Annotated in this window: 20 protein-coding genes and 2 pseudogenes; 14 read left to right on the forward strand and 8 right to left on the reverse strand. The window is 44.5% G+C overall.

From position 1 onward, the window contains the following. Nucleotides 1-214 precede the first annotated feature (214 nt). Nucleotides 215-994 carry a TrmH family RNA methyltransferase gene (locus tag NLZ44_RS23840; RefSeq protein ID WP_006622200.1) on the forward strand — a complete coding sequence of 260 codons (780 nt, stop codon included), beginning with the start codon at nt 215-217 and terminating at the stop codon, nt 992-994. Between the two features lie 12 nt (nt 995-1,006). On the opposite strand, the gene NLZ44_RS23845 is transcribed toward NLZ44_RS23840, so the two are convergent. After that, nucleotides 1,007-1,297, reverse strand: a complete 291-nt coding sequence (locus tag NLZ44_RS23845; protein WP_315645541.1) for a hypothetical protein — start codon at nt 1,295-1,297, stop codon at nt 1,007-1,009. Between the two features lie 269 nt (nt 1,298-1,566). Between NLZ44_RS23845 and lpxD the strand changes: the two genes are divergently transcribed. From lpxD to NLZ44_RS23880, 7 genes and pseudogenes are all read left to right on the forward strand, one after another. Continuing rightward, nucleotides 1,567-2,616, forward strand: coding sequence for a UDP-3-O-(3-hydroxymyristoyl)glucosamine N-acyltransferase (lpxD, locus tag NLZ44_RS23850; protein ID WP_493751391.1), 1,050 nt, complete (start codon nt 1,567-1,569; stop codon nt 2,614-2,616). A gap of 574 nt (nt 2,617-3,190) precedes the next feature. Continuing rightward, nucleotides 3,191-3,595, forward strand: coding sequence for an AbrB family transcriptional regulator (locus tag NLZ44_RS23855; RefSeq protein WP_493751392.1), 405 nt, complete (start codon nt 3,191-3,193; stop codon nt 3,593-3,595). Nucleotides 3,596-3,664: 69 nt separating this feature from the next. Continuing rightward, nucleotides 3,665-4,486 carry a radical SAM protein gene (locus tag NLZ44_RS23860; protein ID WP_008055214.1) on the forward strand — a complete coding sequence of 274 codons (822 nt, stop codon included), beginning with the start codon at nt 3,665-3,667 and terminating at the stop codon, nt 4,484-4,486. 273 nt (nt 4,487-4,759) lie between these two features. After that, nucleotides 4,760-5,151 (forward strand): annotated as a pseudogene (locus tag NLZ44_RS23865) (zinc ribbon domain-containing protein); the annotation flags it as partial. Nucleotides 5,152-5,426: 275 nt separating this feature from the next. Beyond that, entirely contained in the window at nt 5,427-6,098 is a 672-nt protein-coding gene (locus NLZ44_RS23870; RefSeq protein WP_035759958.1) for a DUF3318 domain-containing protein, read from the forward strand. A gap of 236 nt (nt 6,099-6,334) precedes the next feature. Then, nucleotides 6,335-8,587 (forward strand): DUF3769 domain-containing protein, encoded by a 2,253-nt coding sequence (locus tag NLZ44_RS23875; RefSeq protein WP_493751393.1) that lies wholly within the window; start codon nt 6,335-6,337, stop codon nt 8,585-8,587. 4 nt (nt 8,588-8,591) lie between these two features. Next, nucleotides 8,592-9,068, forward strand: a complete 477-nt coding sequence (locus tag NLZ44_RS23880; RefSeq protein WP_493751394.1) for a hypothetical protein — start codon at nt 8,592-8,594, stop codon at nt 9,066-9,068. A 250-nt stretch (nt 9,069-9,318) separates the two neighbouring features. Here the strand turns inward: NLZ44_RS23880 and NLZ44_RS23885 are convergent, their stop codons facing one another. Continuing rightward, nucleotides 9,319-9,837, reverse strand: a complete 519-nt coding sequence (locus tag NLZ44_RS23885) for a phycobiliprotein lyase (protein ID WP_493751395.1) — start codon at nt 9,835-9,837, stop codon at nt 9,319-9,321. A gap of 129 nt (nt 9,838-9,966) precedes the next feature. Between NLZ44_RS23885 and petP the strand changes: the two genes are divergently transcribed. Next, entirely contained in the window at nt 9,967-10,170 is a 204-nt protein-coding gene (gene petP / locus NLZ44_RS23890; protein ID WP_493751396.1) for a cytochrome b6f subunit PetP, read from the forward strand. A gap of 161 nt (nt 10,171-10,331) precedes the next feature. Further along, complete coding sequence (locus NLZ44_RS23895; protein ID WP_315663231.1) at nt 10,332-11,423, forward strand: Get3/ArsA fold putative tail anchor-mediating ATPase NosAFP; 1,092 nt, start codon at nt 10,332-10,334, stop codon at nt 11,421-11,423. Between the two features lie 198 nt (nt 11,424-11,621). Here NLZ44_RS23895 and mreD read toward each other — a convergent pair whose 3' ends face one another. The 5 genes and pseudogenes from mreD to stpA all read right to left on the reverse strand — a co-directional run bounded on the left by mreD (nt 11,622) and on the right by stpA (nt 17,519). Further along, nucleotides 11,622-12,185 (reverse strand): rod shape-determining protein MreD, encoded by a 564-nt coding sequence (mreD, locus tag NLZ44_RS23900; RefSeq protein ID WP_006622216.1) that lies wholly within the window; start codon nt 12,183-12,185, stop codon nt 11,622-11,624. A gap of 69 nt (nt 12,186-12,254) precedes the next feature. Further along, a complete protein-coding gene (gene mreC, locus NLZ44_RS23905) occupies nt 12,255-13,049 on the reverse strand; it encodes a rod shape-determining protein MreC (protein WP_493751397.1) in 795 nt (264 codons plus the stop codon). A 60-nt stretch (nt 13,050-13,109) separates the two neighbouring features. Further along, nucleotides 13,110-14,238 (reverse strand): annotated as a pseudogene (locus NLZ44_RS23910) (RNA-guided endonuclease InsQ/TnpB family protein). Between the two features lie 196 nt (nt 14,239-14,434). Further along, nucleotides 14,435-15,445: a rod shape-determining protein gene (locus NLZ44_RS23915; RefSeq protein ID WP_493753066.1), complete on the reverse strand. Its 1,011-nt coding sequence runs from the start codon at nt 15,443-15,445 to the stop codon at nt 14,435-14,437. A gap of 790 nt (nt 15,446-16,235) precedes the next feature. Further along, entirely contained in the window at nt 16,236-17,519 is a 1,284-nt protein-coding gene (stpA, locus tag NLZ44_RS23920; RefSeq protein WP_493751398.1) for a glucosylglycerol 3-phosphatase, read from the reverse strand. Between the two features lie 183 nt (nt 17,520-17,702). Between stpA and NLZ44_RS23925 the strand changes: the two genes are divergently transcribed. The 4 genes from NLZ44_RS23925 to NLZ44_RS23940 all read left to right on the forward strand — a co-directional run bounded on the left by NLZ44_RS23925 (nt 17,703) and on the right by NLZ44_RS23940 (nt 23,521). Further along, on the forward strand, nt 17,703-20,042 hold the full coding sequence (locus NLZ44_RS23925) for a tetratricopeptide repeat protein (RefSeq protein ID WP_493751399.1): 2,340 nt from the start codon (nt 17,703-17,705) through the stop codon (nt 20,040-20,042). A 268-nt stretch (nt 20,043-20,310) separates the two neighbouring features. Continuing rightward, complete coding sequence (locus NLZ44_RS23930) at nt 20,311-22,533, forward strand: pentapeptide repeat-containing protein (RefSeq protein ID WP_493751400.1); 2,223 nt, start codon at nt 20,311-20,313, stop codon at nt 22,531-22,533. A gap of 35 nt (nt 22,534-22,568) precedes the next feature. After that, nucleotides 22,569-22,952 carry a DNA sulfur modification protein DndE gene (gene dndE / locus NLZ44_RS23935; RefSeq protein WP_006622224.1) on the forward strand — a complete coding sequence of 128 codons (384 nt, stop codon included), beginning with the start codon at nt 22,569-22,571 and terminating at the stop codon, nt 22,950-22,952. A gap of 158 nt (nt 22,953-23,110) precedes the next feature. After that, the gene (locus tag NLZ44_RS23940) at nt 23,111-23,521 is read left to right on the forward strand and encodes a late competence development ComFB family protein (protein WP_493751401.1); all 411 of its coding nucleotides are present in this window, start codon (nt 23,111-23,113) and stop codon (nt 23,519-23,521) included. Here NLZ44_RS23940 and NLZ44_RS23945 read toward each other — a convergent pair. Continuing rightward, nucleotides 23,518-24,666 (reverse strand): helix-turn-helix domain-containing protein, encoded by a 1,149-nt coding sequence (locus NLZ44_RS23945; protein WP_493751402.1) that lies wholly within the window; start codon nt 24,664-24,666, stop codon nt 23,518-23,520. The genes NLZ44_RS23940 and NLZ44_RS23945 overlap by 4 nt on opposite strands. Between the last annotated feature and the right edge of the window lie 122 nt (nt 24,667-24,788).

Below are 24,788 nucleotides of genomic sequence, written 5' to 3' on the forward strand. Positions count from 1 at the left end.
AGTAGGCGATTTCCTGGTATTTTGTCGGCATAAACCCAATAATTGAGTATTCAAAAACATATTTTTTTGCCAATATCCGATCAGATCAAAGTGGTTTTTCAGTTTCCGAAAAGGGGAGACCATCAAGGCAGAAGAAAACATCAAACCAGCCCAAAGTTTGTCTGAGTAAATGAGACGATGCCCAAATCCAATTTGCGCCCCCACGTCAAGTTAAATGCTAACCAGCCCCCAAAACCCCTTAGTTAAGCAAATTCGCCAGTTACATACAGCCAAAGCCAGACGAGAGGAGGGACTATTCATCCTAGAAGGAACCCACCTAATAGAGGCCGCTTGTGCTGTGAATTGGGAGATCATCACCCTTTGCTGTACCCCCCAATGGCAGGAACGTCACCCGGAACTGTGGGAATTGGCAGCAAAAACGGCAGATCGCACTGAACAGGTGAGCGATCGCCTGATAGTCGCCATGACCACCACAGTCAACCCTGACGGAGTAGTAGCGATCGCCCGCCGCCAAGACCAAACCCCAGTTCCCATCACCAGTTTAGGCCTAGTCCTAGAAACCGTGCAAGATCCTGGCAACCTAGGAACCATGATCCGTACAGCCACAGCGGCCGGAGTTGAGGGATTATGGTTAAGTAGTGATAGCGTTGACCCAACCCATCCCAAAGTCCTCCGCGCCTCTGCTGGTGCTTGGTTTGAGGTTCCCATAGCCGTCCATTCCGACCTGATCACCCAACTAAGCAATAGTCAGAAACAGGGTATACAAGTTGTAGCCACCCGCGCCGACGCTTCCCTAAGCTACTGGGAAATTGACTTGCGCCAACCTACAGCGATCGTCTTGGGAAATGAGGGTTCTGGCTTATCCCCAGATTTAAACAGCCTCGCTGACTATCATATTAGGGTCCCTCTGTTGGGGAATGTTGAATCTCTGAATGTGGCTATTTGTGCAGCCTTGATATTATATGAAGCGCAGCGTCAACGACTGGACACTTAACCCGCCTTCCAGTTAATCTTCCTCTGATTTTGTTTCCCGGAGAGTCTCTGAACTAGAAGGGTGTTCCTGTCGGCTTTCCAAAAACTGCTCAATGTCCGAAATAGCCTCCTCAAGTTCCGACAGACTAATAGGACTCGAAGGGTAATTATCTCTCCGGGGTTCCACGGGGGAATGATCGAGAGAGGGGGCTTCCTCCGATGACTCATTTTCTTGTTGGAATGCCTCAAGTAACTCCTGTTGAAAGGATTTAACGAACTCTTCGGCAGCATGACGACGCATATCGCGCTGGTGTTTATCCGTCATGATCAACTCCTATTAGGGGTGGAGATAGGTTTTAGCAGCCTACCCCTGCCATTCCAAACTGTGCCATAGCACAGCATCCCCATACTATACCGCAAAACTGACTCATGGCGATAACCTAGCGTCATGACATCAACAACAACCCAAAAGCTATCGGTTTCTCCTGTCGTCGGGCTTGAAGTCGGTTAGCTTTGGGGAAAACCAGCCCCGGAATGTCCCGTGACGCACACAGATTGGCTATTCTCTAAAGGTTACTATAACTTTGATGAGCGATGAAATTTAGTGATCTCCTACAGCAATTAAAAGATGGAGTAGTTAGCCACAGTCTCGAATTGAGCGATCGCACAGATCCCGTTATTCATGGTGTAGCAGCCATTGATGAGGCTCAGGCTGGTACTCTCAGTTATATCGAAGGACAAAAGTTTGCCCATTATTTGGCTACCACGAAAGCTGATGCGGTGATTTTGCCTGTTGATGAGGCTTTACAAGCTCAAGCGATCGCAAAAGGACTAGCTTGGATGTCCACAGAATCCCCACGTTTACTATTTGCGAGGGCGATCGCCTTATTTTATCAACCCTATCATCCTAGGTCGGAAATTCACCCCACAGCAACCATTGCACCTGATGTTAAACTCGGTTCCCGTGTGCATATTGGTCCCCATGTAGTGATTCGGTCTGGGGCGAAAATCGGCGATGATGTCTGTATTCATCCCAATGTCGTCATTTATCCCCAAGTTCAAATTGGCGATCGCACAATACTCCATGCTAACTGTACTATCCACGAACGTACTGAGATTGGCGCAGATTGCACTATTCATAGTGGCGCAGTCATTGGCGCTGAAGGTTTTGGCTTTGTCCCCACCCCAGACGGTTGGCTAAAAATGGAACAATCAGGAATTACGGTACTTGAAAATGGCGTGAGTGTGGGTTGTAACAGCACCATAGACCGTCCAGCCGTCGGAGAAACTCGTATCGGGAGCCAGACCAAATTAGATAATTTAGTCCATATTGGTCATGGCTGTAAGATTGGTTCTGGTTGTGCTTTCGCCGCCCAAGTCGGGTTAGCTGGTGGTGTCACTGTTGGCGATCGCGTTATTCTCGCCGGTCAGGTGGGAATTGCTAATCAAGCTAAAATTGGTAATGGTGCGATCGCTACCGCCCAAGCTGGTATTCACAGCGATGTTAAACCAGGCGCTATTGTCTCAGACTCCCCAGCCATTGACAATAAACTTTATCTGAAAAATTCCGCCATTCGTAAACGACTCCCCGAAATTTATCAAACCCTCAAACACATTCAGCGTCACCTCGGCTTGCATCAATAAAATAGGGGGTTTCATACCATAATTACCCTCATGGTGGGAAGTTCAGTATAGTTAGATCGGGCTGCTATACTGTTTCCCCTCCCTCATCTCCCTAGGGCGTATCTGCTAATTTGTAACAGGCTTTTTTAGAACTTGGACACTGTAACAGGCTTTTTTAGAACTTGGACACTGTAACAGGCTTTTTTAGAACTTGAATGTCGCGATAATTATAGAGGATTGTTCAATTGTCATGAAGACTATAATTGATATAAAGCAGCCTTAAATTGAGGTTTTATTTATTAAAAACCATATAAAATGAGATATATTACCCCAGGCAAGGCTCACAGATACCGATACTATAACTGTATTTGTCAAAATGATTGTTTTAAAGATATTATGGTGTTTGATGCGGGTAAAAACTGCATCAGCTATCCTTACTTAACTCTGAATCACTAAAAAATCCCGCTCATGTTACCATTACCGGACCAAGGAAATGGTTGACTCAACTTGAGAAGGTTTACTGGTTCATAGATAATTAAGGAATGCTACAGAGTAAGTTTATTAATACTGCCCAGTTAGAAAAGGTATTTTGCCAATGTCACAAGCAGCAACAACTCCGTTAGTCGGAAAGGATTTGCTTCAAAAAGTCAAAGAACTTTCAGATATTCCCCGGCGAGAAACCGCCAGACTGTGCGGGTATTACACCATAAAAGATGGTCAAGTTAGGGTGAATCTCACGGATTTTTATGATGCTTTACTGGAAGCGCGGGGAATTCCCTTTAATTCAGAGACTCCCAAAGACGGTAGGGGTCGGGATGCTACCTATACGGTCAGTGTTCACAAAAATGGTCAAATTGTGATCGGCTCGACTTATACTAAGGAAATGGGATTGGGAGCAGGTGATGAGTTTGAGATTAAACTAGGATATAAACACATCCATCTGATTCAAGTCCAAGAAAACGGTAAAGTAACCAGTTGGGCTGAATCAGAGGAAGAATAGTAATCAAGAGAGTTCCCACCTGATGGTTAGTGGGACTCTTGCTGATACCCGTTTTGGGGGAAATTTCTGATGATTGATTCGACAATTGCATTACACCCATCATTCACCCCGGTCTATGGTCCGGTGTCCTCCTGGCGTTATGGACGATCGCTAGGAATTGACCCAATTGGGGTGGTTTCTACCTGTTCATTTAACTGCGTTTACTGTCAGCTTGGGGAAATTGAACAGAAAACGAGCGATCGCATGATTTATGTACCATGCGCCGAGATTTTGACCAGCCTAGAAAATTTTGCCCCCTGGTCGGTAGATGTGATTACCCTCAGCGGTAGTGGTGAACCGACATTGGCCGCGAATTTGGGAGAAATTTTAACAGGAATTAAGACCTTGACCGCGCGCCCTACTCTAGTTCTGACTAATGGTACTACCTTAAATGACCCCCAGGTGCGATCGGATTTGGCGATCGCAGATAAAGTATCTATCAAACTAGATGGGGTATCATCAGACCAACTCAGACGGGTGAACCGACCTGTCCCCGGTATAGACTTCGACCACATTATCGCCGGACTACTGGAATTTCGCCAGCACTATCAGGGAGAAATAGGGATTCAAACCATGCTGCTTTCTCCTTGGGACGAGTCTACCAGAAGAGAGTATATTAGCTTAATAACTGCTGTTGCACCTAGGGAAATCCAATTAAACACCCCTACCCGTCCTAAACCAGTACAACGACAACTCGATGGTCGTGAAAACCATACATCAAGCGCCAATCGTCCTTATCAAGTGCGCGCGCTGCGTTGCGTAGTTCCCGAAATTCTGCACCACTTCGCCCAAGAAATTGAGCAAAAAACAGGTATTATGGTCAGAACAGCGCCAATTCCTGCCACAGTTTAAGTTGAGAATTGTCGCTAATTGGCGGGTGTTGTTGATTAGAGGGGGATTCACTGGTTCCGAACTAGATATTTCGGGAAATATTTTTCTAAGTATGGTAGTCTATGGAGCATGATTTAATCTCAAATTAGGTTAACATTTGACGGCAATACGGTATAATACCAAGTATGGTGCGAGACCTTCGGGTATGAAATCGAGCTGAAATGGGCGTGGGGACTACCCGGTGAGGACTTCAACCCCTTGGTTAATTGGGTCGCATCCCTGGCTATCCCATAACACAGCCTGATTTTTTTGCCCCCCTTCGAGACTTCCAATATGGTTGCCAAGGTGAAGCGTCTAATCAGGTCTAAGACTGCCCGCGCCATGCTGAAATGGGCGCATTATCGATTCAAACTAACCCTGAGACATCAAGGGGAAATAACTGAACAGTTGTAGATGTGACCGAAGAATACACCAGCAAAACCTGTACTCACTGTGGTCATGTCCATTCCCAGCTAGGTGGCTCAAAAGTGTTCCGATGTCCGGAGTGCGGGTTCAATCTACCACGGGACTGGAACGGTGCTTTTGGAATCTTTCTAAAAGCTTTGCGGGATACCGCCTCTGTTACCTTAACGGGTAATAGTGCTATCGTCGCATTGTCCGGGAACAACCGGAAAAATGTCGCGTAAATGTATCAGTTAAGCCATAACCAAAGGTGGTTTGCCGAACTATCAAGTAGCTGACTATAGCTATATTGCAGTCAGCAGTTGAATAGGCCACCAGAATGGACTCAACAATAGCGCTTTTAACCTAAGTGTTAAAGGCTCAATGAGTGACACATCATCTGGCGTGATTACTTCACTTCAGATGGTGCCATACTCAGAAACTTCCCGCCCTTGGCAGGATTTTTCTGGGTTGAATGTATCTGTGTCAGAATAGATATAAACTGCATAGAGCGGGAACCATGACATCATACGCAACCTCGACCGCCAAATCTGAAATGAGCGAACTCCGGCGACTGAAAAGTTTGCTACCCCCTGAATTACAGAGTTGGGTAACTGTGGAGAAAACCATTGAGGTTAACCCGCTATTGATTCGCTCAGAAGAAATTGGCAAAGATCAAGTAGAGATTCAAATTGATTTAGTTCGCTGGGAACAACTAGCCCTAGACCAGCGTAACCTGTTATTTTGGCACGAAGTCGCCCGCATTCAAAATGATACTATCCCCAGAGATGGCTGGGAAATGGCAGCCCTGGCTATTGGTTTAGGGGGTGCGGTGGGAGAACTGTGGGTACAGGATGGACTGCTGTTATTGCTGGCTCTGGCTCTGTGTGGAGTTTCTGGCTATCGCTTGTATCAGAAAAATAATGGGGAGCGAACCCTTATCGAAGCGATCGAAGCTGATGAAAAGGCGATCGCGATCGCATCTCGTTTTGGTTATACACTCCCCAACGCCTACAAGAGCCTTGGTAGTGCCTTAAAGACGTTAATTGAACAAACACCTAAAAAGCGACAAAGAGCCCGTTATGAAGCACGTTTACAGGCTCTCAAGCGCAGTGCGGCTAAAGCTAAAGCCAGGGTGAAAGGTAGTAGTCCAGATTCTTCATCCTCCAGTTCCGAGAGCATTTACGGATAATGGATGATCATGTAGGGGCGGGTTCCAATGTTCAGCCTATCTGGGGGCGAGAAGATTGATAAACCCGCCCTCTGTCTCGGCTATGTGGGTTCGACGGCGGCGACTATCTGGGGGCGAGAAGATTGATAAACCCGCCGTTTGGGGTGACGGAAGAGATCCGTCTGGGAAAGTAGATAGCTGCGTGAAGCGGACTTGATATGATGCGAATATGTTAGAACCGAGTTTTTCAGTAAACTATGCCCTATCCGGTCCCGCCTCCTGAACCACCAGCGATTATCGAAACCCTTGTTAACCCAAGCCCCAATCAACCGCCCTCGTATCAGAGCTGGAATCAACCGGAGTCTGGTTCAAAAGGATATATACAGCATAATCAAACGATCTCCTACGTTCTACCATCATCCTACGTTCTACCATCAAGCCCAAGCTCGGAAATAAAGCGCGAATCATCAGCAGCCCTTTTGGGTGAGCCGATTACCCGTAACTGGTCAGATATTTACGGGAACACGGGATTGTATCTAATTCCGAACACTGGACAAAGGGAATTAGAATTTCCCCAAAATGCGATCGCCTCCTCATCGAGTTACGGGATTAATAGCAGCCAAAAATTTACACATTTCGATCCCCATCGTCCCCTATACCTAGCCCAAACAGAACCTACCCCGTCAGAGGAGATTGAGATACCAGTAATTCCCCCCACAGACTTAGTAGAAGTCACAGCCGCCGAACAGGAATTTGACCAACAGCGACAAATCATCACGGCTAGAGGGAATGTCAGAATCAGATTTAGAGAAACCCTGATCGAAGCAGACCAAGCCCAAGTCAACCTTAGCACCCGTCAAACCGCCGCCAGGGGAAATGTCGCCCTACAAAGGGGGGAACAACTGGTTCAGGGGAGCCAGATGGAATATAACTTTGTGCGTAGTACCGGAGTCATCTACGAAGCGAGAGGAGTAGTTGTCACCCAATCGACCGCCTCTGACTTTGACATAGAACAACCAACCAACCTGACCCCTGCGCCCATTTTTTCCGGGTCTCTGTCAGATACCCTGACGGAAGCGCAACCGGTGACGGAAGTTACCACCACCGGAGAGACTCAAATCCAGGTAACTGGTGTTGGTTTCCCACAAGTTGGGGGGACTGTAAATCGTTTAAGGTTTGAAGCCGAACGGATCGATATTCAACCTAACGGAGAATGGGAGGCTACTAATATCCGCATTACTAATGACCCTTTTTCGCCTCCGGAATTGGAACTGAGGGCGGATAATGCTCAATTAAGGCGGATCTCTCCCCTACAAGATGAACTGCTGACAAGTCGATCGCGTCTAGTGTTCGACCAACGCTTCTCGATACCGCTATTTCGCGATCGCACTATTATTGACCGTCGCCAAAGGGAACCGAGTCCCCTAGAATTTGGCTATGACCTGAGAGACCTCGATGGTTATTTCGTCCAGTGGAACCTAACCCCCATTGAAGTAGGACCGTTAGAATTAAAAGTGGCTCCCCAGGTGTTACTACAGCGGGCTATTTCCGAAGGTTTATCGCCACTTGACCCTCGATTTTATGGCTTGAACACCCGCTTATCTGGTCGCATTACCCCCACTACTTCAATAGAGGGACAGTTGAAAATTAGTAACTTTGAAGACTTCCCCCTACTAGGGGAAAACGCCTACAGGGGGAGATTAAGGGTTCGCCAATCATTAGAAGATTACACGCTCACCGGGGAATATAGCTATCGGGAACGGATATTTAACGGAACTCTGGGGTCACAAACGGTACACCGTAGTTTTGGCGCGGTTCTGACAGTACCTAATATCTTGATCGGACCATCAGGAGGATATGTTAATTTTCAAACCGGCTACCAAGCCATAGAAGCGAATACCGATCGCTTTGACCTTCTCGACCCGGAACGCGAAAACGATCGCATCAGTCGCCAACGCTTTCAAACTGTTGGTACTCTGATCTATCCAATTCCCCTGTGGAATGGTTCGGCTCTCCCTGCTACGGCTTCGGAGGGACTCAGATACACTCCCAGACCTGTTATCCCGTTTGTGCGTCTGGTGGGAATTGCTAGAGGAGTGGCTAGTCTGTATTCTGAGGATGAATCCCAATTCTATCTTAGTAGTAGTGTGGGTATTCAAGGACAGCTAGGGCATTTTTCCCGCAGCTATCTGGACTATACGGGTTTCAGTGTATTCTATACTCAAGTGGCGATCGATGGTGCATCTCCCTTTTTATTCGATCGCATGGTAGATCAAAGAATCCTCACTTTGGGATTAGTTCAGCAAATTTATGGAGGGTTAAGGGGTGGTGTAGAATCAGCCATTAATTTAGATAGCGGTTTAGCCTTAAATCATGAATTTACCTTAGAATACAGTCGGCGCACCCATGGTGTCATCCTCAGAATTAATCCTGTACAAAGACTGGGAAGTTTCAGTCTTAGGATTAGTGATTTTAACTGGACTGGGGATTCACCCCCTTTTGATGATTAGCCGTATGAGCCTATCACCCGCAGAACAAGCCGAAGTCCTGCTTAATCATTACAGTTTTGATCTAGAGGGAAAAACCTCAAGTCAAATTATTAGAAATTGGTCGGAAATATATGATGTGAATTGGCTGCATCTTGCTGTCATCGAAGCTCTCTATTTGGGGCGTTATAAATCTATTTCAGTTCAGCAAATACTAGAAATGTGGAAACGCCGCAATCAGCCAATATATCACTTTAATTCAGACTTTGAGCGCTTAATTTGCAATAAATTACCCCATGCTTTTAAGGATTATAAAATTGTTGAAAATTCCATACAAGAAATCAAAGGTAAGGAAAATCCACCTGTAAACGAAATACCAGACCCGGAAAAACCAGTTATTGAATCTCTCCCAGTGAGTGAGATAACCCCGACTCTGACGCTCCACTATTCAGACTTTTGTGCCAAATTGCAAGCCATTGTCGAAAATAGTCAAACTGATGAATAATAGATACAGTTTGTTCGGAAGTCGCTTCAAAAATTACCCTGACCCTAAAGCCCTCTCCCCAGGGGGGAGAGGCACTTAGACAAGTAAGCCATGATGACTGAAAGGGCTGTATTTCAAAGCAGAGACAAGTGGTAGCTTGTCTCTACGACGGGGAGCCATTTAGCTGGGGTAATTATCAATTATCAATTGTCAATTGTCAATTATGATGTAGGGGCTGATTACCCAGGGAATATTAAAGGGGTTATGTTTTTTACTTTAAACCCATGCGAATTTCCGAGCAAAAAGAAGCCAAAGCCAATCCATTACTATAATGAACAATACTGGTTCGCAGGCGTAGATTAGGAATCAAATACCAGATCCTCTCCTCAGCTTTAAACTGATCAGACTCAAGCCATAAAGTCAAAACATCATCCTTACCCATGAGATAACGACCCATTAATTGAGTCTGGCGATCGCCCCCCTGCTGCAAAAGTTTTCCTTGTAGGGGACTGTCGCTGGCGAGTAGGGGAACCAAAACCGCCGAACCTCGTTGCTGATCAGGATTTGATTCTATAGTCCCTTCCCAAGTCAACTTTAAACCCTTAGCTACCAATGCCGTGTCAACGCCATGATGGGAGCAGATGTCTATAACAATAGCATCATCAGGGGAAAGGGCTTCCATGACCAAATTAGATTTACCCGCCTCCAGGCTACCGGAAGTCAAATTGTGTACAGTCCGCTGAGAAAACCACTTTCCCGCACTCAACTCAAAAAATTCGACAATATCCATGATTTTCGTCCATTGCAATTAACCAACAAATAGCTTAAACACTTTGGTTATTCAACACAACTGCTAAAAAGGCGGACCGGATAACTGATAAACTGTGGATTGGTTCAATACCCAAGGAGAACACTGGAAGTGGCAATCGAAATCGGTCAACGAGTCAAAGTCCGGCGCATTAGAGATCGCATACCGGGAAATATCGTTAATCAACTCAAGCAAAATCCATTTGGAACTGTCAAAGGCTTTAAAATGGTCGATGGCAGTGGTATTGGTTTTGTCGTCCAATTTGAAAATAGTCTATCGACTTGGTTTTTTGAAGATGAGCTAGAAAATGCTTAATGACAATCCATTATCCGCGATCAGCGGCTCAGGTGCGGTTCCTGGGATAGGATAAATAACTAATCCATGAGCGATCGCGTAAGGCTTAGGTAGCATATATCGCCTCTCATGGGGGGGTTTTACCTAGACTGCGCGATCGCCAACCATATAGGAAATCATTGATGGCTGTGATTCTGACATTTTTGGGTAAGGGTGGTACAGGTAGAACTACAATGGCGATCGCCACCGCTAAAGGACTCGCCGCCCAAGGTAAAAGGGTTTTACTGGCCACCTCCGACAGCGGGCCAGGACCATCCCTGCTACTGGGAACTCCTTTGACTACGACACCCACCCCTGTAGAAACTAACCTAAAAGCAGTACAATTCCAGTGCGCTGCTTTACTCGAAAGCAGTTGGGAACAACTCAAGACACTAGAGGCGCAATACCTACGCACTCCCTTTTTTAAAAACGTCTACGGTCAGGAATTGGGGGTATTACCAGGAATGGATAGCGCCCTAGCCCTCAATGCCCTGAGAGAATATGATCATAGTGGCGATTATGATGCGATCGTCTATGATGGCAATAACAGCCAGGAAACATTAAGGATGCTGGGAATGCCAGAAATTCTCAGTTGGTACATCCGAAGATTTCGGCAGGTATTTCTGGACTCGGACTTAGGAAAAGCACTATCTCCATTTGTGCAACCCATTGCTAGTACGGTGTTAAGTGTGGATATCTCTGGGGATACCTTCGCCGGACCTACTAAAGAAATGAGCAATGTTCTGGAACAGGGAAAATCCGCAGTATCAGACCCTAACCGAGTTAGTGCTTATCTGGTGACTACGGAAGATGAAGTGGCGCAGGCTACGGCTAGTTACCTATGGGGAAGCGCTCAACAGGTAGGCTTAACTGTGGGTGGTATTCTCCTCAACCGGAGCCAACAAACCAGCTATTTGGCTGACAGCTTCGCCCCCCTGACGGTTACAGCCATTCCAGAAGCTGCTTCCAACTGGGAAACTTTAATCAAAGCCCTACCGGACTTTAGCCAAGCAACCAGCGCCCCGCGTTCCATCTCTATTGATGTCGCGCGCCGTCATGTCACCCTATTTTTACCAGGATTTGATAAAAAACAGATCAAACTCACCCAATATGGTCCTGAACTGACTATTGAGGCTGGAGATCAACGCCGTAATATTTTGCTACCTCCTTCCCTGACTGGTCAACCTGTAACTGGGGCTAAATTTCAAAATGGCTATCTGATTGTTTCTCTTTGACCTCATGGTAGGGTGCGTCAGAAAAATTTCTAATAATTAATACCAGAAAAATCTGACCTGACGCACCACAAATGCGACTGCTGAATCGACCCCTACGGCAATCAGCCCAACTAACTTGTCTCGAAATAGCTTTTATTGCGATCGAGAGGGGTTTGGTTTGAGTTGGGCAATTAGGACTTGCTGCATTGGGGATTAGCTTTAACGGTTTCTCAGAGATGGGATTTGATGATATTTTTGGTGGAATTTCCACCAACGACTGAGGGGAAAGTAGACTACAGGAGCCAATAGACTACTGAGTATGGCTGAACTGATGGCAATTTTTTGGCGATCGCTCCAAATGTCTGCCAAATCATTTGTAATGGTTCCTAAGCCCCATTGGCTAAATTGTAAGGCTCTGATCATCTCGACGATGATCGCCATGCCAAATACAATCATAGCCACGGAGATAAAATCTTCTTGGATATTCTTGAGCACCAATTTAGAAAGTACGAAGGTGATGACAGCAGCAATGACTAATGGAACCGCATGGCTTGGCTGTGGGGCGCTGATGCTATCACTTAGGAAACCCATAACTAAACCAGCAATAATAGCTTGTGGAAGCGATCGCCTGAGACTCCAAGCTACTAACCAGATGACCGGCCAATTAGGACCAATACCAAACATATCAACACCAGGGACTTCAACCAGCATCAATAAAATACAGGCGATCGCAGAACCCACATTAATCAGAGCATTGAGTAATTGGCCAGTTGTGATATACATTTAAATCTTAAAAATTGGATTATCCAAATCATTTGTATGGGGGGGTTCACCAATCATCTGAACTCGCCCCTACTCTGGGGGTGATGGGTTATTCAAGGCTGAAGACTGTTGCTCATTTTGGTAAACCACCACCCACTCTAAGGAATCAAGGGGAGCAAAAAATGCGATCGCCGCCTCTGGTCCTGTGGCTTTATTAATATCGACAGATACCACCTTACCCACTGGCCAACCCGGTGGTAAGATTTGGCTAAATACCGAAGTTGTCACCACATCTCCCGGTTGAACATCAGGAACAGTATTAAAAAACGCCAGAACTCCCTGATTGTTATTGAGACCCTGCAAATAACCCATCTGGCGACTGCGGGCCACCGCCACACCAATACGACTGGTAGGGTCAGTCACCAGCAGAACTTTACTGGTGTTGGGGGTGACACTAATAATGCGTCCCACTAAACCACCTGGTCCCATAACTAAGGCATTTTCTTTAATACCCGCTTGACTTCCCCGCCCCAAAGTTATATGTTGCCACCAATGGTCAGGACTACGAGCAATCACCGGAGCCACCACACCTTTAAAATTAGGTCTAGTAGAAACATAGTCCACCAGTTCTCCTAACCTTTTGTTTTGCTGTTCCAATTCTTCAACTCTAGCTTCAAGTCCTTGGATAATAGGATTAAGGGACTCAGCTTGTTGTTGTTGTTCCAATCTTTGTTCAGATTGAAGTTGAAACGGGCGAGTTATCCAATAATAAACCTCAAACAGTGCGGCACCTTGGGTTTGTCTTACCCATAATGCTGTGAAAACTGCTAAACTCAGCAGTGCTAATTGTGAACCGTATCGATTCCACCAGGTGCGTGTACCCATCTATTCCTGCTGCTGCTCTATAAAACTTAAACAAAACCGGATATAGCCGGATATTGATGTTTATTTCTTGCTTCGTCCGGGACTGTCGGCAGCACCCCGTCCACAAGTGTAATCGTCGGAAAGAAAGCGATTTTTCTAAATTTATACTGGCGTTCAAATCTCTATCAATCTTCAGGCCACAGTTTGGACATTCAAAAGTCCGACGGACTAGGGGCATTTTTTGACGATAACCGCAATTAGAACACAGTTGACTGGATGGATAAAATCTATCGGCAATAATCAACTTTGAACCATAACGTTCTGCCTTGTAACCTAGTTGACGACGGAACTCATAAAATGAAGCATCAGCGATAGAACCCGCCAAACCATGATTTTTCAGCATACCTGACACATTCAAATCTTCAATGACTACTTGGCTGTGGTTTTTAGCCAAAAAAGTAGTGATTTTATGAATGGTGTCCCGCCGAATGTTTGCTACTCTTTGATGTAGCTTTTGAACTTTTAAGAGACATTTGGCTCGATTTTTCGAGCCTTTGACTTTGCGACTTAAATGACGTTGTAATCGAGCTAGTTTTTTGGTGGCTGCTTTATAAGCCTTGGGATTAGAGAATTGGGTCCCATCGGAGCAAGTCGCCAAATTGTTAATTCCTAGGTCTACCCCGATTCTCTCTCGATATTTCGGTGTGATTTCTGGTGTGGTTTCTACAAAAAAGCTCATATACCAGTCACCTGCTTGGCGCGCTATAGTGACTTTCTTAACTAGACTGGGTGGTAGAGCCTCAAATGTAGAAACCCAGCCCACAAAAGGCAGCTTATGGCGAGTTCCTGACAGATTGAATGGCTTTCCAGAATTGTCAAGCGTAAAACTATCATGGTGGCCTTTCTTCTTAAATTTAGGATAACTGCTTATTCCTTTGAAGAATCGCTTAAAGGCATCCCCTAGATTAATGAAGGCATATTGATAAACTTTAGAAGACAATTCGGACATCCAAGGATATTGAGGTTTTACATAATGAGTAAAAACCTTTTTGATGGAGTTGACGTTAGGCTTGAGTCCCTCTTCATAAGCTGACATCCATAAGTGTAATCCCCAATTGAACACAAATCGAGCATACCCCGCGTGTTTGGCCATCAAGGTGCGATGACGGTCATTGAGTTTTAGTTTTGTCCGGAAAGCTTTGTAAGGCATGATTTGATTGTACCATGAATCCGACTTTATGAGTATGTCGTCAGGGAAATTTGGCATGGTCTGGGGTTTGACCGTATATTCATTATTGAGTTGCGAATCTTTTTGGGTATTGTACCTTATTGTCCTAAGATTTCAAGCAAATCTTGGATTAAATTCTTGCTCCGCAGCAGCCTACAAAAATCATTCAACAAAACAGCTACGGATTTTGTGATTCTCGTGTAAATACCCGTTCAAACTGTTCCATATTCTCTAAAACCCGTCCAGTTCCCAATACTACACAGGAAAGGGGATCTGTAGCCACATGGGTGACAATACCAGTTTCGTGACTAATCAGAGCATCTAAGCCTCTCATCAAAGCTCCTCCCCCGGTTAACATAATTCCTCGATCTATAATATCGGCCGCTAGTTCTGGGGGGGTTCGCTCTAGGGTGCGTTTAATGGCTGTAATAATGTCTGATAGTGGTTCTAGCATACTCTCGCGGATTTCTGCGGCTTTAATGGTGACAGTCCTAGGTAATCCTGAGAGCAAATGAATCCCCCTAACTTCCATAATAGATTGTTCTTCGCCATCAATAGGATAAGCTGAACCTAGATTTATTTTAATCTCTTCGGCGGTTTGATCCCCGATTACTAAATTATGGACTTTTTTCATATATTGGATGATCGCCTCGTTTAGGTCATCCCCGGCGACTCTGAGGGACTCACTCAGGACGTTTCCTTCTAAGCTGAGTACAGCTACTTCTGTGGTTCCGCCACCAATATCAACAATCATATTTCCTGTGGGGTCTACCACGGGAAGACCAGCGCCAATAGCTGCAGCGATCGATTGATCCAGCAGTTTGACATCTCCGGCTCCGGCTTGGGTTGCGGCTTCAATTACGGCCCGTCGTTCTAACCCAGTCACACCACTAGGAACACCAATTATAATCCGAGGAGCAAAAAGAGGTTTTTTTCCGTCATTAACTTCCCGGATAAATAGTCTCAGCATCTGTTCTGCTGCTTCTACATCTGCAACCACCCCATTACGCAGAGGACGCACAACACGGACGTTTTTAGGGGTGCGACCTAACATTTTTTTGGCCGATTCTCCTACTGCTAATGGTGTTTTGTCGTCTTGGTTAATGGCAACTACGGATGGTTTTTGCAGAACTATTCCCTTTCCTGATACATAAATGAGGGTGTTGGCGGTTCCTAGGTCTATGCCCATGTCCCGTGATAAGGAAAAGCGATTAAAAAAGCCCACTGGTGTTTACGTCCCCAATTTAATTAATTCTTTGTTCAAGGCTATCTTGGCTATGTTGATAGGATACAACCTGCCAGAGGCTATAGTTTAGACTATGCACCAACAGCACTGCCTAACTCGGTTGATTGGAATACGAGAAAGCGGTTGCTAAGATGACCCCCTAGCAGTTGGCCATATTTTTTTCTCAAGCACCAAATTTTACTGGAAGTTATAACCAGTTTTCTGGTTTGAGTCAATCCTCGTGAACCGATGTGGATTGTAGTATGTTTTTGCCTCCGAGTCTAGTCTTTTGTGAAGACTGGACTAGGTGCTGCTATACATATCGGTTAACTTGGTTAGTATATCTATATGTAAGGGTTCGGTGGACAAGGCAAGGTTTCAGGACTATCTTACACCAAATCCGCTAACCAACTTCCTAGTTCACAGAAAGAACTCCCCTGGTTGACTGAGGTAGCCAGTCAAGTCGTTTCCTTGGGAAGGCTACGCCAACAACAGTGTTTGAAGCATTTAGATAAGACCTTCAGTAACTTTTTTCTGGAATAGCACGCCATCCCAGGTTAAAGTCTAAAAACGGAAAGCAATCAGCGACTTATCCTCAAGGCTTCCCAGTCAATGAATTAAGGAGTCAACTTCCCAAGTTAGGATAGGTGAAAGCCAATGAGCGTTCTCCGGGGTTGGCGATGATTATTTGGGAGAATTCTAAGCTGTTTTGATGTGGAAACGGGACAGGTTAACGGTTGATGCGGCTGATCTATTAATTGGATCTACCTTGGGCGACTTTTTGGAAAAAGTCAATATATTGGAGATGTCCTTGAGGAAATGCGACATTGAGGGTGAGGGGATCTTCTGTGTCTAGGGGGTCGCCGGGTCCAGCAACTACTTCTAGTATTCCATCCTCATTGGTTCCTAATTTAAGAGGCTGGCGATTTTTTACTTCTCCCTGGGAACTATCTACATAGATAATAATATTTCCGGTATGGAATGCTTTGCCGATTTCCTGAATTAATAATAAAAAGTTGCGATCGCTACCACCACGCCGGATTTCTAATTGACAATCTACTTGTTGAAATTGGCTATTTACGGTATCACCTACGCCGACGATTAAAGGCATTTGTTGGGGGTCAAAATTAGCTTTGACTAACTCTAATAAATCCGCGATCGCCTGTGGACACTGGCGGACATGAAAATCTGCGCCGAGGGGATAACTTCCGGTGCGTTGAAAATAGTAACGATTCAACAACGCTAAGACCCCGGCTTCCTTAATTGCACCCCTAATCATAAACTGAAAATCGGTAGTACCAGAGTCTCCTAACCGCGCGGGACGTAGAATTTCTGTACCCTGTGCATCTCGGCCTAAATTGGGGGCATAGTGAACAAAAAATGAGTCTTCTAAGCCTTGCGCCCTGGCTTTTTCTAGTAAATCCATCATTAACTGATGAATGTCCTGTTGTAAGTCGGCATAGACTTGATGGTGATTATGGAGGCGATCGTAAAATGAGTTTAAGTTAGCGGTTGGTGATGCTTGATTATCCAAAACGGAAGCATCAATACATTTTTCTATATCTTCAGGGGACAAAATATCCTGATGTGTCTGACAAAATCTTTGTAGTCGGGCGCGAATTTCACGGGGAACGATCGCCAAAAATTCCAACTCAGCATCAGTAACCCCAGGATGATATACTTGTCCTTGGCGATTTTGCCATTGCACGCCGCCCCCAGCTAAACCGGGAAGATAAAGCCCTTGTGTGGCTACTAAGTTGGGATCACCGATGGCTCGTTCAATGATACCATTTACGCCACGAGTGCCGATGTGTTCTCCATTGGTCAAAACGTAAAAATGACCATCTAAAAGGGAAGCGGCGCGCACATAATCTAAACTAATCTGGCGCTGAAGGGGATCTTTGACCAATCCCATACAAACCCCATCCAAATCCTGAATAATCAAGAGGTTTGGAGTCTGAACCAAAACCTGAGTGAGGGTCTGATGGTCAAGGGACAGAGACTGCTGGTGCAATGGGATTGGGGATAATGGTGTCATGGTGGTGCAAAAATTGACCGCGCGATCGCCACTATACCATGTGGCTGGTATTTTCCCAAGCCATCTCTGGCAGAATGAGGCAGGCTGTGGCAAAATCGCGATAGAGTAGAATGATAATTTAAGATACAAGCAGGGCAGTTCCGGCTGTTCTCGACTGACTCTGATTTTAAGGAAGGAATTGTAATGCAGCGCCAGAATCCAGCCGTTTTAGCATTAATGTCCGTAAGTAGTATTATGATCTCAGCCTTTGTGCTGTCGGTTGATGTAGCCCGTAGTCAGTCTAACCCCGTCGAGGTCAGTCCGGCGGAGGTGGAACGATTACAGAATGAACTGCGACTACAGGAGGCGGTACAGGCGGAAGCGAACCAAATTTTTAGCCGGACAATGGCTTTGTTTAATTTGCTGCTGTTGTTGTTGGCTTTGCTGTTGGCGGCGGCGATCGCTGCTTTGTGGATTTTACGGCGATCGGTAATTCATGAAGTTACTGGAATTGTGGAAACCCATCTAAACGAACTGGGGGACTTGGAAAATAAAATCACCAGCGGGAATGAACAGGTACAAACTTTGATGAAAAGTACCCAGGTGTTGGCTGGTAAATTGAATCAGCAAGCTGAGGGTTTTGAGCAAGATCTGGGAACTCGGCGAGAAGAAATGAACGCTATGCAATCGGAGTTCGTTCAGTCCCGGGAACAGGCGCTATTAAAGTTTGAAGAGCAGATTCAGGAACTACGGGAAACCCGAGAACATTTACAACGGGAATTAACAGCTCGTATGGGAGAACTGAAACAACAGGTGGATGAACGGGGAGAGTTGGCTCAACAGGATTTACAGAGGTTGGTGGATACTCTGGAAAATGAATTTTCTCAGGTTCATAATGATTTGGGAAATCGGCGAGAGGTATTGTGGGAGCAGTTGCAAGAGTCGGCTGGTCAATTTTCTACAGAATTAGCACAATTGCAAGATCAGACCAAACAGGAACAAAAGTTAATTGTTGATAATTTGAAACAGCTTGGGGAAGTATCAACGCGGGATATTTCGACGGTGCCAGATGATGTTAATGAACAAAAACAAGCGGTATTGTCTCTGTTAAAGGGTGCAGAAAGGGAGTTTTCTACTCAACTGGCACAGTGGCAACAGGAAGTGAGAAAACAACGAGATTTAGTGTTGGAAAATATCAGCCAAATGGCGGCGGAGTTTTCGCCTCAATTGTCAAATATTCGTGAGCAAGCGGAATTGGAAGCTCAGAAGAAGGTGGAAGTTGCTTTATCAGATTTGGAGAGGTTAGGGGAGACTCTGGCGACTCAAATTGCTGATGCTCAGTTGAAAATTCAAGATCGGATTCGGGATAAGTTTCAGTCTCTTAAACAATTGGAAAGTGAGTTTGTCGCTCAGGTGACGGAGGCGCAAACGGGAATCCAAGGTCAGAAACAGCGGGTTTTACAAGAGTTGGAAATGTTGCAAACTGATGTGGGAAATCAGTTGAATGGTTTAAAAACGGAAATTCGCGATCGCAAAGATGGTACTTTCCAGAAATTAGATAAGTTTGAAAGTACATTATCTGAACAGTTAGAGGTGATGCAGTCTGATGCGGAAGGAGAGAAACAGCGGATTATTAAACAGTTGGGAACGGTTTATTCGGAAGCACAGAATCAAAAGGATGAAATCTTGGCGAAATTGGTGATGCTGCAAGAGTCTGCGACTACTGAGAAACAGCGCATTTTGCAGGATTTGGCTGAGATTTCGCCGACTTTTATCGCTGAGTCTGCTTTGTCAGAAATTTTGCATAAGTTAGCAACGGTTAATGAGGATCTAGCTAAGATTAAGGCGGCAAATCCTGAAATGTTTATGACTGCGGAAGATTATGTGCATCAGGGTAATTCCTATTTTGCTAAGGGTCAGTTTGAGGCGGCTTTAGAAATGTTTAATCAGGTGGTGACGCGGAAACCTGATGATTATCGAGCTTGGTTAAATCAGGGTATGACTTTAAGCCGTTTGAGACGGTTAGAGGAGGCGATCGCTTGCTATGAACGAGCTTTAGAATTGAAGCCGGATTACCATCAGGCTTGGGTCGATCGTGGCGTGGCTCTTGGAAAGTTACAGCGCCATGAGGAAGCGTTTGAGTCTTTCGACCGAGCGGTGAAGGTGCATCAAGATGATGGGGTGGCTTGGTTAAATCGGGGTATGGCTTTGGATGTGTTAGAACGTTATGAGGAGGCGGTTAAGTCTTTTGATGTGGCGACCCACTGTGATCCGAGTTTGGCCAAAGCCTGGAATTATCGGGGTTATACTTTGCTAAAATTGGAGCAAGATGCGATCGCGATAGATAGCTTTAAACGTGCCTTAGAGATGCAACCAGATTATGCTGATGCTTGCTATAATTTGGCTATGGCTTATGCCATAAATAGTCAGGTTGATTTGGCGACTGAACATCTGGAACAGGCTATTAACTTAAATCCCCGATATGGGAAAGAGGCTCGCACTGATCCTAATTTGGAACCGATCGCTCGTCGGCTGCGTTCTTAGGCTTCATGTTGAGGAATATCAAGTTAGTTCATGTTTTCCATACCATAGACACAGCCAGCCTAACCCCTGCCTAGGTATTTTGCCAATGGTATAACTGCTAGGTAACTGCTGGCTGTGGCTGAGGAAATCCCCGAATTTGATCAGATTTTTACAGTGACTTCACACCTGCAATTAGACTAAACAACCTTAATCACAAAGGCTAGATATTTGTGGGAGTGTTGATTTAGGTCAGTTATCCGAAATATAGGGCAATTAAAGGGGTCTATCAATGGCAAGTTTGGAGAAACCTAGTGGAACTTATGACCAGAGGGAACAATCCTCGGCATTCCATTATACTCAGTCCGACACTGAGATAGTGCAGGAGAAAATTTATCAGTATTTTATCGAGAGGGTAAAACAGGAAAAACCCGATGAAGTTTTGGCTAAATTTGAAGCACTATTTCTGAAATTTGCTGGCCCGATTGACAGGGAAATTAAACAAAGTTTTCAGTATCTGATTGCTAAAAATCAACAGCAAAAATTTCAAGAATTAATCAAGCGCACTTGTTATATTTTAATCAATAACTGGTATGTAGGGAGATATTCTGAGTGTGTACAAAAACTAATTACCAAGCTGAATGAAGTTAGAGAGCAGGAGTTTGGGGGTGATGAAGAACATATTTGTTTACATAATTGGTTAATTCAATTTTTAAATAGTTCTGATTATCAAGATATTAAGGCTGTCACCCAGGTAACGGTTAGTCAGAATTGGAGCGATCGCTATAAAACCTATTTATTAGTTTCTCAATATGCTAACCCTGAAAACTCTTGGGAACATCGAGAAGTAGCGAGAAATTTATCACAAAAACTCCGGGACATATACAAGTTTGAATTAGCTATGTATTTATCCCGTTCTGAGTCTTCCAATTATCCCCAGAATGATTTAAAAAATCCTACCCATCTTGGTTCGGAAGTTATTACTTTAATTAAAAAGGCAATTTCTACTCAAAGTGTCTCGAAAAGCAAAATCAAAGCCGACCAATTTTTACAAGAGGTAGAAGCCTTAAAATACCGAGAATTTAAACATAAGTTTTATGATTATTTGATTTTAAATTTTGACTCCAAACATCCCTTTAATGTGATTAGTTCCCGCCTAGATAAAATGCTAAATGATTTAGGCAACCAATGGAGCGATCGTCAGATTAATGGCAATATGATCCAGATAGTTTGTAATCAGACACTGGAATTTTTGACAATTGGGAGTAATGGTAATCCTTCCCCTAATTTCACTTTGTCAATGAAGCACGCCACTCATTTGACATTAGCAATTATTTTAATGAAAGTAGTTTTAATTTCTGCCAACAGTCGAGAGCATCTGGATTTGTGTATTTCTCGGATTATTAATTATTATCAAAATTCCGATGAACAGCAATGTAAAATTGTCATCCATTTTTTAGAGGTTTTCAACTTAGTATCTACTTTGTTCACCGAAAATATACAGTATAATTTAGTCTCGATTAAATCTGATGATGGCACATTACCAGCCCCGACCGATCTAGAAACATCTCGGCTATTTTCTCAGTTCCAAGGACAAGACCTGCGCCAGAAAAACTTGAAAGGGGTGAACCTCAAAGCCATAGATTTTAAAGGTGCAGATATGCGCGAAAAAAACCTCAAAGGAATGAGTTTAATTCAACTAGATTTGCGACTGGTAAATTTAGCCAAAGCGAACCTGAGCCATGCTATTCTCAACGGTTCTAAATTAGCTGTTGCTAATCTGAAGGGAGCTAATATGCAAGAGGCGAGTTTGGTAAAAACAGACCTAAGACGTGCGGATCTTGAAGATGTGAATCTGAGTTATGCGAGTCTAACAACTGCTCAGTTACAACGAGCGAATTTGCGATCGGCTTGTTTAATTAAGGCTAATTTTATGGCAGCCAGTTTAGAAGGCTGTGACCTACAGGGTGCCGATCTAAGTAATGGGAATTTAGAATCAGCTAAGTTAAACCAGGCTAATTTAGCTCATGCTAATCTACGGGGAGTTAATTTACGCAATGCGAACCTACGAGGCGGTAATTTAGAAGGCGCACATTTAGAAGGTGCTGATCTCAGGGGTGCAGACTTACAGGGTGCTAATTTCAAGGGTGCTAACTTACACAGAGCCAACTTTTATCAAGCTAATATTACAGAAGGTAATTTTAATGGAGCGAACCTGAGACGAGTGAATTTAAACCGTAGCGATTTACGGGATACTCAGTTAATCAGAGTTGACCTCAGCCAAAGTCGTTTACGCAGTGCTTGCTTACAGGGCGCTAATCTAAGTCAGAGTAATTTAAAGGGTGCTGATTTGACTCGCGCTGATTTAAGTAATGCTAAATTTACTGGTGCTGATTTGAGTTTTACTTTAATTCGTCATGCTAATTTAAGTGGGGCTGATTTAACCAATGCTAAACTTGAAAAGGCGAATTTATTTGGTAGCAATACTGTAGGTTGCATCAGAAATGATGTATAAATTTTAACAGAAACTGTTAGAGAGTTACTGAGATTATGGAACCACCAGTTGAGCGTTTTCGCCTATCGGAAACGGCTAAAGACCAATTGATTAAACTCAAACGAATCACTAAAATTGACCAATGGAATATTTTATGTCGCTGGGGTTTCTGTCGTTCTCTGGGGGAGTCGAGCCCTCCTTCTCCGGTGCCGATCGCTAATTATAGTAATGTGGAACTAACCTGGCGGGTGTTTGCGGGTGATATGTCTAATATTTTAACAATTGCTCTCAAGCAACGCTGTTATGAGGATGGCTTGGGAACTTCGCCGGAAACCCTCGAACAACAATTTCGCCTACATTTACACCGAGGTATTGGCTATTTGGCGGGGGATAGTGAACTGCAAACCCTGGAGGACTTAACAGATTTAGTGTTAAAATAGGACTATTCAGGATCTGGACGTTTCGCGATCAAAGTGCTGTAATAGTTAATAATAGACTCTGAAAGTATTGAATAGGCGACTTTGCTTATTTAAAAAATATTCAGCCCGGTGGAGTTATGGCTAATCCGGGTTTTTGTAGATTTTGGGGGATTGAGATTATGGAAACCATTAAATCCAGAAAATACCATAATGTTATGGAAGATCTGGTGTCTGAGGAAGTCCGACGACAGTTAGTTTCTATGTCTCCTCGGCTAACTCAATATATTAAACGGGTGGAGGTAGAAACCTATGCTTTAAACCGTTTACCACCTCTGTATGCTTGTAGTAGAGAAGGATGGCTACATCAAAAGCGGCGGGGGACTGAGGACTGTTATGAGCAGGTGAAAATAGCAGTGCGTCAGGCTTTGGTTGCTGTTCAACGGGATTTGTTGAGAAGTTCGACTCCCTTGGTAAGGGATGAGGAGGAACACAAAACTGCGACGACAGCTACTCATCCCGTGACGAAGGGATCTAAAGACCCTGATCAATATAAATATTTGCGTAAAAGTCACTCTTATTACAACCGTTAGGGGTTATTCATAAAGTTGCTTAACTCCATGCTAATTAATTCCTGTGGGATTAATTCTGGGGAGATTCTTTCTGGTGGGGCAATATCTGCTCCTAAAATAATGCCTTGCTGATGGTTTTTTAAACCTGGTACGGCGGATTTGGCTTCGGATTCAGATTTACTATCGGGTTTAGTCTCAGGTAGATCCGGCGGTAATTCAGTTTCTGGGAGGGGTTGATCAGCTATCCAAGCAATGCCACCGAGGGAAGCTGCTAAAATGGCAGTATAACCTAAATATAGGTGAACCGAATTCAGATAAAACCTAGAGTCTAATTCAATTTTTGACCAAGAACGAACTAGGGTAGGGTCAGGACTGGGAGTGGGTAGGAATCCGGCTAAAGCACTGCCGTTCAGTCCGAGAGCATTACCTAAACGACATATAAACCCCCTCAAATAGATATCTTCGGGTAGGCGATCGATTTGACCTTTTTCGATCGCTTGTATAACTTTAACTGGGATGAGAGTATGATGATGAACTTCCTGTAAGGTGATGCCATGCTCGGCGCGAGTTTTTTGTAATTTTTTGCCGATTTGACACAGGCAAACTTCCCGCCTTTTTTGGGATTTTTCGGCCTGTTGTGCGGGGGTGAGTTTTTTGGGTTTTTTCTTCTTGGCTGTGGTGGTCTTAGGTTTGGGGGTGGAATGTTTTTGAGGGGTTTTTAATTGGCTATGGGAGTTGTCGTGATCCTCTGGTGAGGATAAGGGAGAATTATCTGTTGGCGGTTTGGGTTTTTTAGTAGATACTTCTACGGTTGATGGGGATGAGGGGGTTTCAGATGTGGTCTCAGGTGTTGGAGAATGGACGCTCGGCTGTGGGGGTGGAACAATGACGGTTTGATCAGCACTGACCAACATCATTCTCTGCTGTCGGATTAACTGTTTAACAGAAAGCTGGATCGCCTCTCTACCAACTGCTTTGATGACTATTTCAGCTTTAGTGGCGGCTTCCCCTAACATTTTTTGGAGGCTTTGCAGAGCAATCTGATAAACCTCGCTTTTGTGAAGTTCTGCTTCAATCTTATATAAAAGCGATCGCATATCCTCTGAGGAAATCTCGGCCGCCATCCCGGTGGCGCTGAAGTTAACTGTGGGATTAATATCGTGCATTATCGGTCTCCCCTAATCCAAGTGCTATAATTCATTTTTCTATGGGTTGATTCTCAGTCCGGATGAGGATCAAAAGAATCTTGATTGTGTCCTGTGTCGGTAAAGTCGGCTAGATAGCTGAA

Source organism: Arthrospira sp. PCC 9901 (assembly GCF_059013425.1).

What these genes read in the sequence shown, in the direction of transcription:
- dndE (WP_006622224.1), top strand. Translation starts at nt 22,569, where the DNA reads ATGGAACCACCAGTTGAGCGTTTTCGCCTATCGGAAACGGCTAAAGAC.
- mreD (WP_006622216.1), bottom strand. Translation starts at nt 12,185, where the DNA reads ATGTATATCACAACTGGCCAATTACTCAATGCTCTGATTAATGTGGGT.
- NLZ44_RS23930 (WP_493751400.1), top strand. Translation starts at nt 20,311, where the DNA reads ATGGCAAGTTTGGAGAAACCTAGTGGAACTTATGACCAGAGGGAACAA.
- NLZ44_RS23875 (WP_493751393.1), top strand. Translation starts at nt 6,335, where the DNA reads ATGCCCTATCCGGTCCCGCCTCCTGAACCACCAGCGATTATCGAAACC.
- NLZ44_RS23860 (WP_008055214.1), top strand. Translation starts at nt 3,665, where the DNA reads ATGATTGATTCGACAATTGCATTACACCCATCATTCACCCCGGTCTAT.
- lpxD (WP_493751391.1), top strand. Translation starts at nt 1,567, where the DNA reads ATGAAATTTAGTGATCTCCTACAGCAATTAAAAGATGGAGTAGTTAGC.
- stpA (WP_493751398.1), bottom strand. Translation starts at nt 17,519, where the DNA reads ATGACACCATTATCCCCAATCCCATTGCACCAGCAGTCTCTGTCCCTT.
- NLZ44_RS23845 (WP_315645541.1), bottom strand. Translation starts at nt 1,297, where the DNA reads ATGACGGATAAACACCAGCGCGATATGCGTCGTCATGCTGCCGAAGAG.
- NLZ44_RS23945 (WP_493751402.1), bottom strand. Translation starts at nt 24,666, where the DNA reads ATGCACGATATTAATCCCACAGTTAACTTCAGCGCCACCGGGATGGCG.
- NLZ44_RS23895 (WP_315663231.1), top strand. Translation starts at nt 10,332, where the DNA reads ATGGCTGTGATTCTGACATTTTTGGGTAAGGGTGGTACAGGTAGAACT.
- NLZ44_RS23915 (WP_493753066.1), bottom strand. Translation starts at nt 15,445, where the DNA reads ATGGGCATAGACCTAGGAACCGCCAACACCCTCATTTATGTATCAGGA.
- NLZ44_RS23855 (WP_493751392.1), top strand. Translation starts at nt 3,191, where the DNA reads ATGTCACAAGCAGCAACAACTCCGTTAGTCGGAAAGGATTTGCTTCAA.
- NLZ44_RS23840 (WP_006622200.1), top strand. Translation starts at nt 215, where the DNA reads ATGCTAACCAGCCCCCAAAACCCCTTAGTTAAGCAAATTCGCCAGTTA.
- mreC (WP_493751397.1), bottom strand. Translation starts at nt 13,049, where the DNA reads ATGGGTACACGCACCTGGTGGAATCGATACGGTTCACAATTAGCACTG.
- NLZ44_RS23885 (WP_493751395.1), bottom strand. Translation starts at nt 9,837, where the DNA reads ATGGATATTGTCGAATTTTTTGAGTTGAGTGCGGGAAAGTGGTTTTCT.
- NLZ44_RS23940 (WP_493751401.1), top strand. Translation starts at nt 23,111, where the DNA reads ATGGAAACCATTAAATCCAGAAAATACCATAATGTTATGGAAGATCTG.
- NLZ44_RS23925 (WP_493751399.1), top strand. Translation starts at nt 17,703, where the DNA reads ATGCAGCGCCAGAATCCAGCCGTTTTAGCATTAATGTCCGTAAGTAGT.
- NLZ44_RS23880 (WP_493751394.1), top strand. Translation starts at nt 8,592, where the DNA reads ATGAGCCTATCACCCGCAGAACAAGCCGAAGTCCTGCTTAATCATTAC.
- NLZ44_RS23870 (WP_035759958.1), top strand. Translation starts at nt 5,427, where the DNA reads ATGACATCATACGCAACCTCGACCGCCAAATCTGAAATGAGCGAACTC.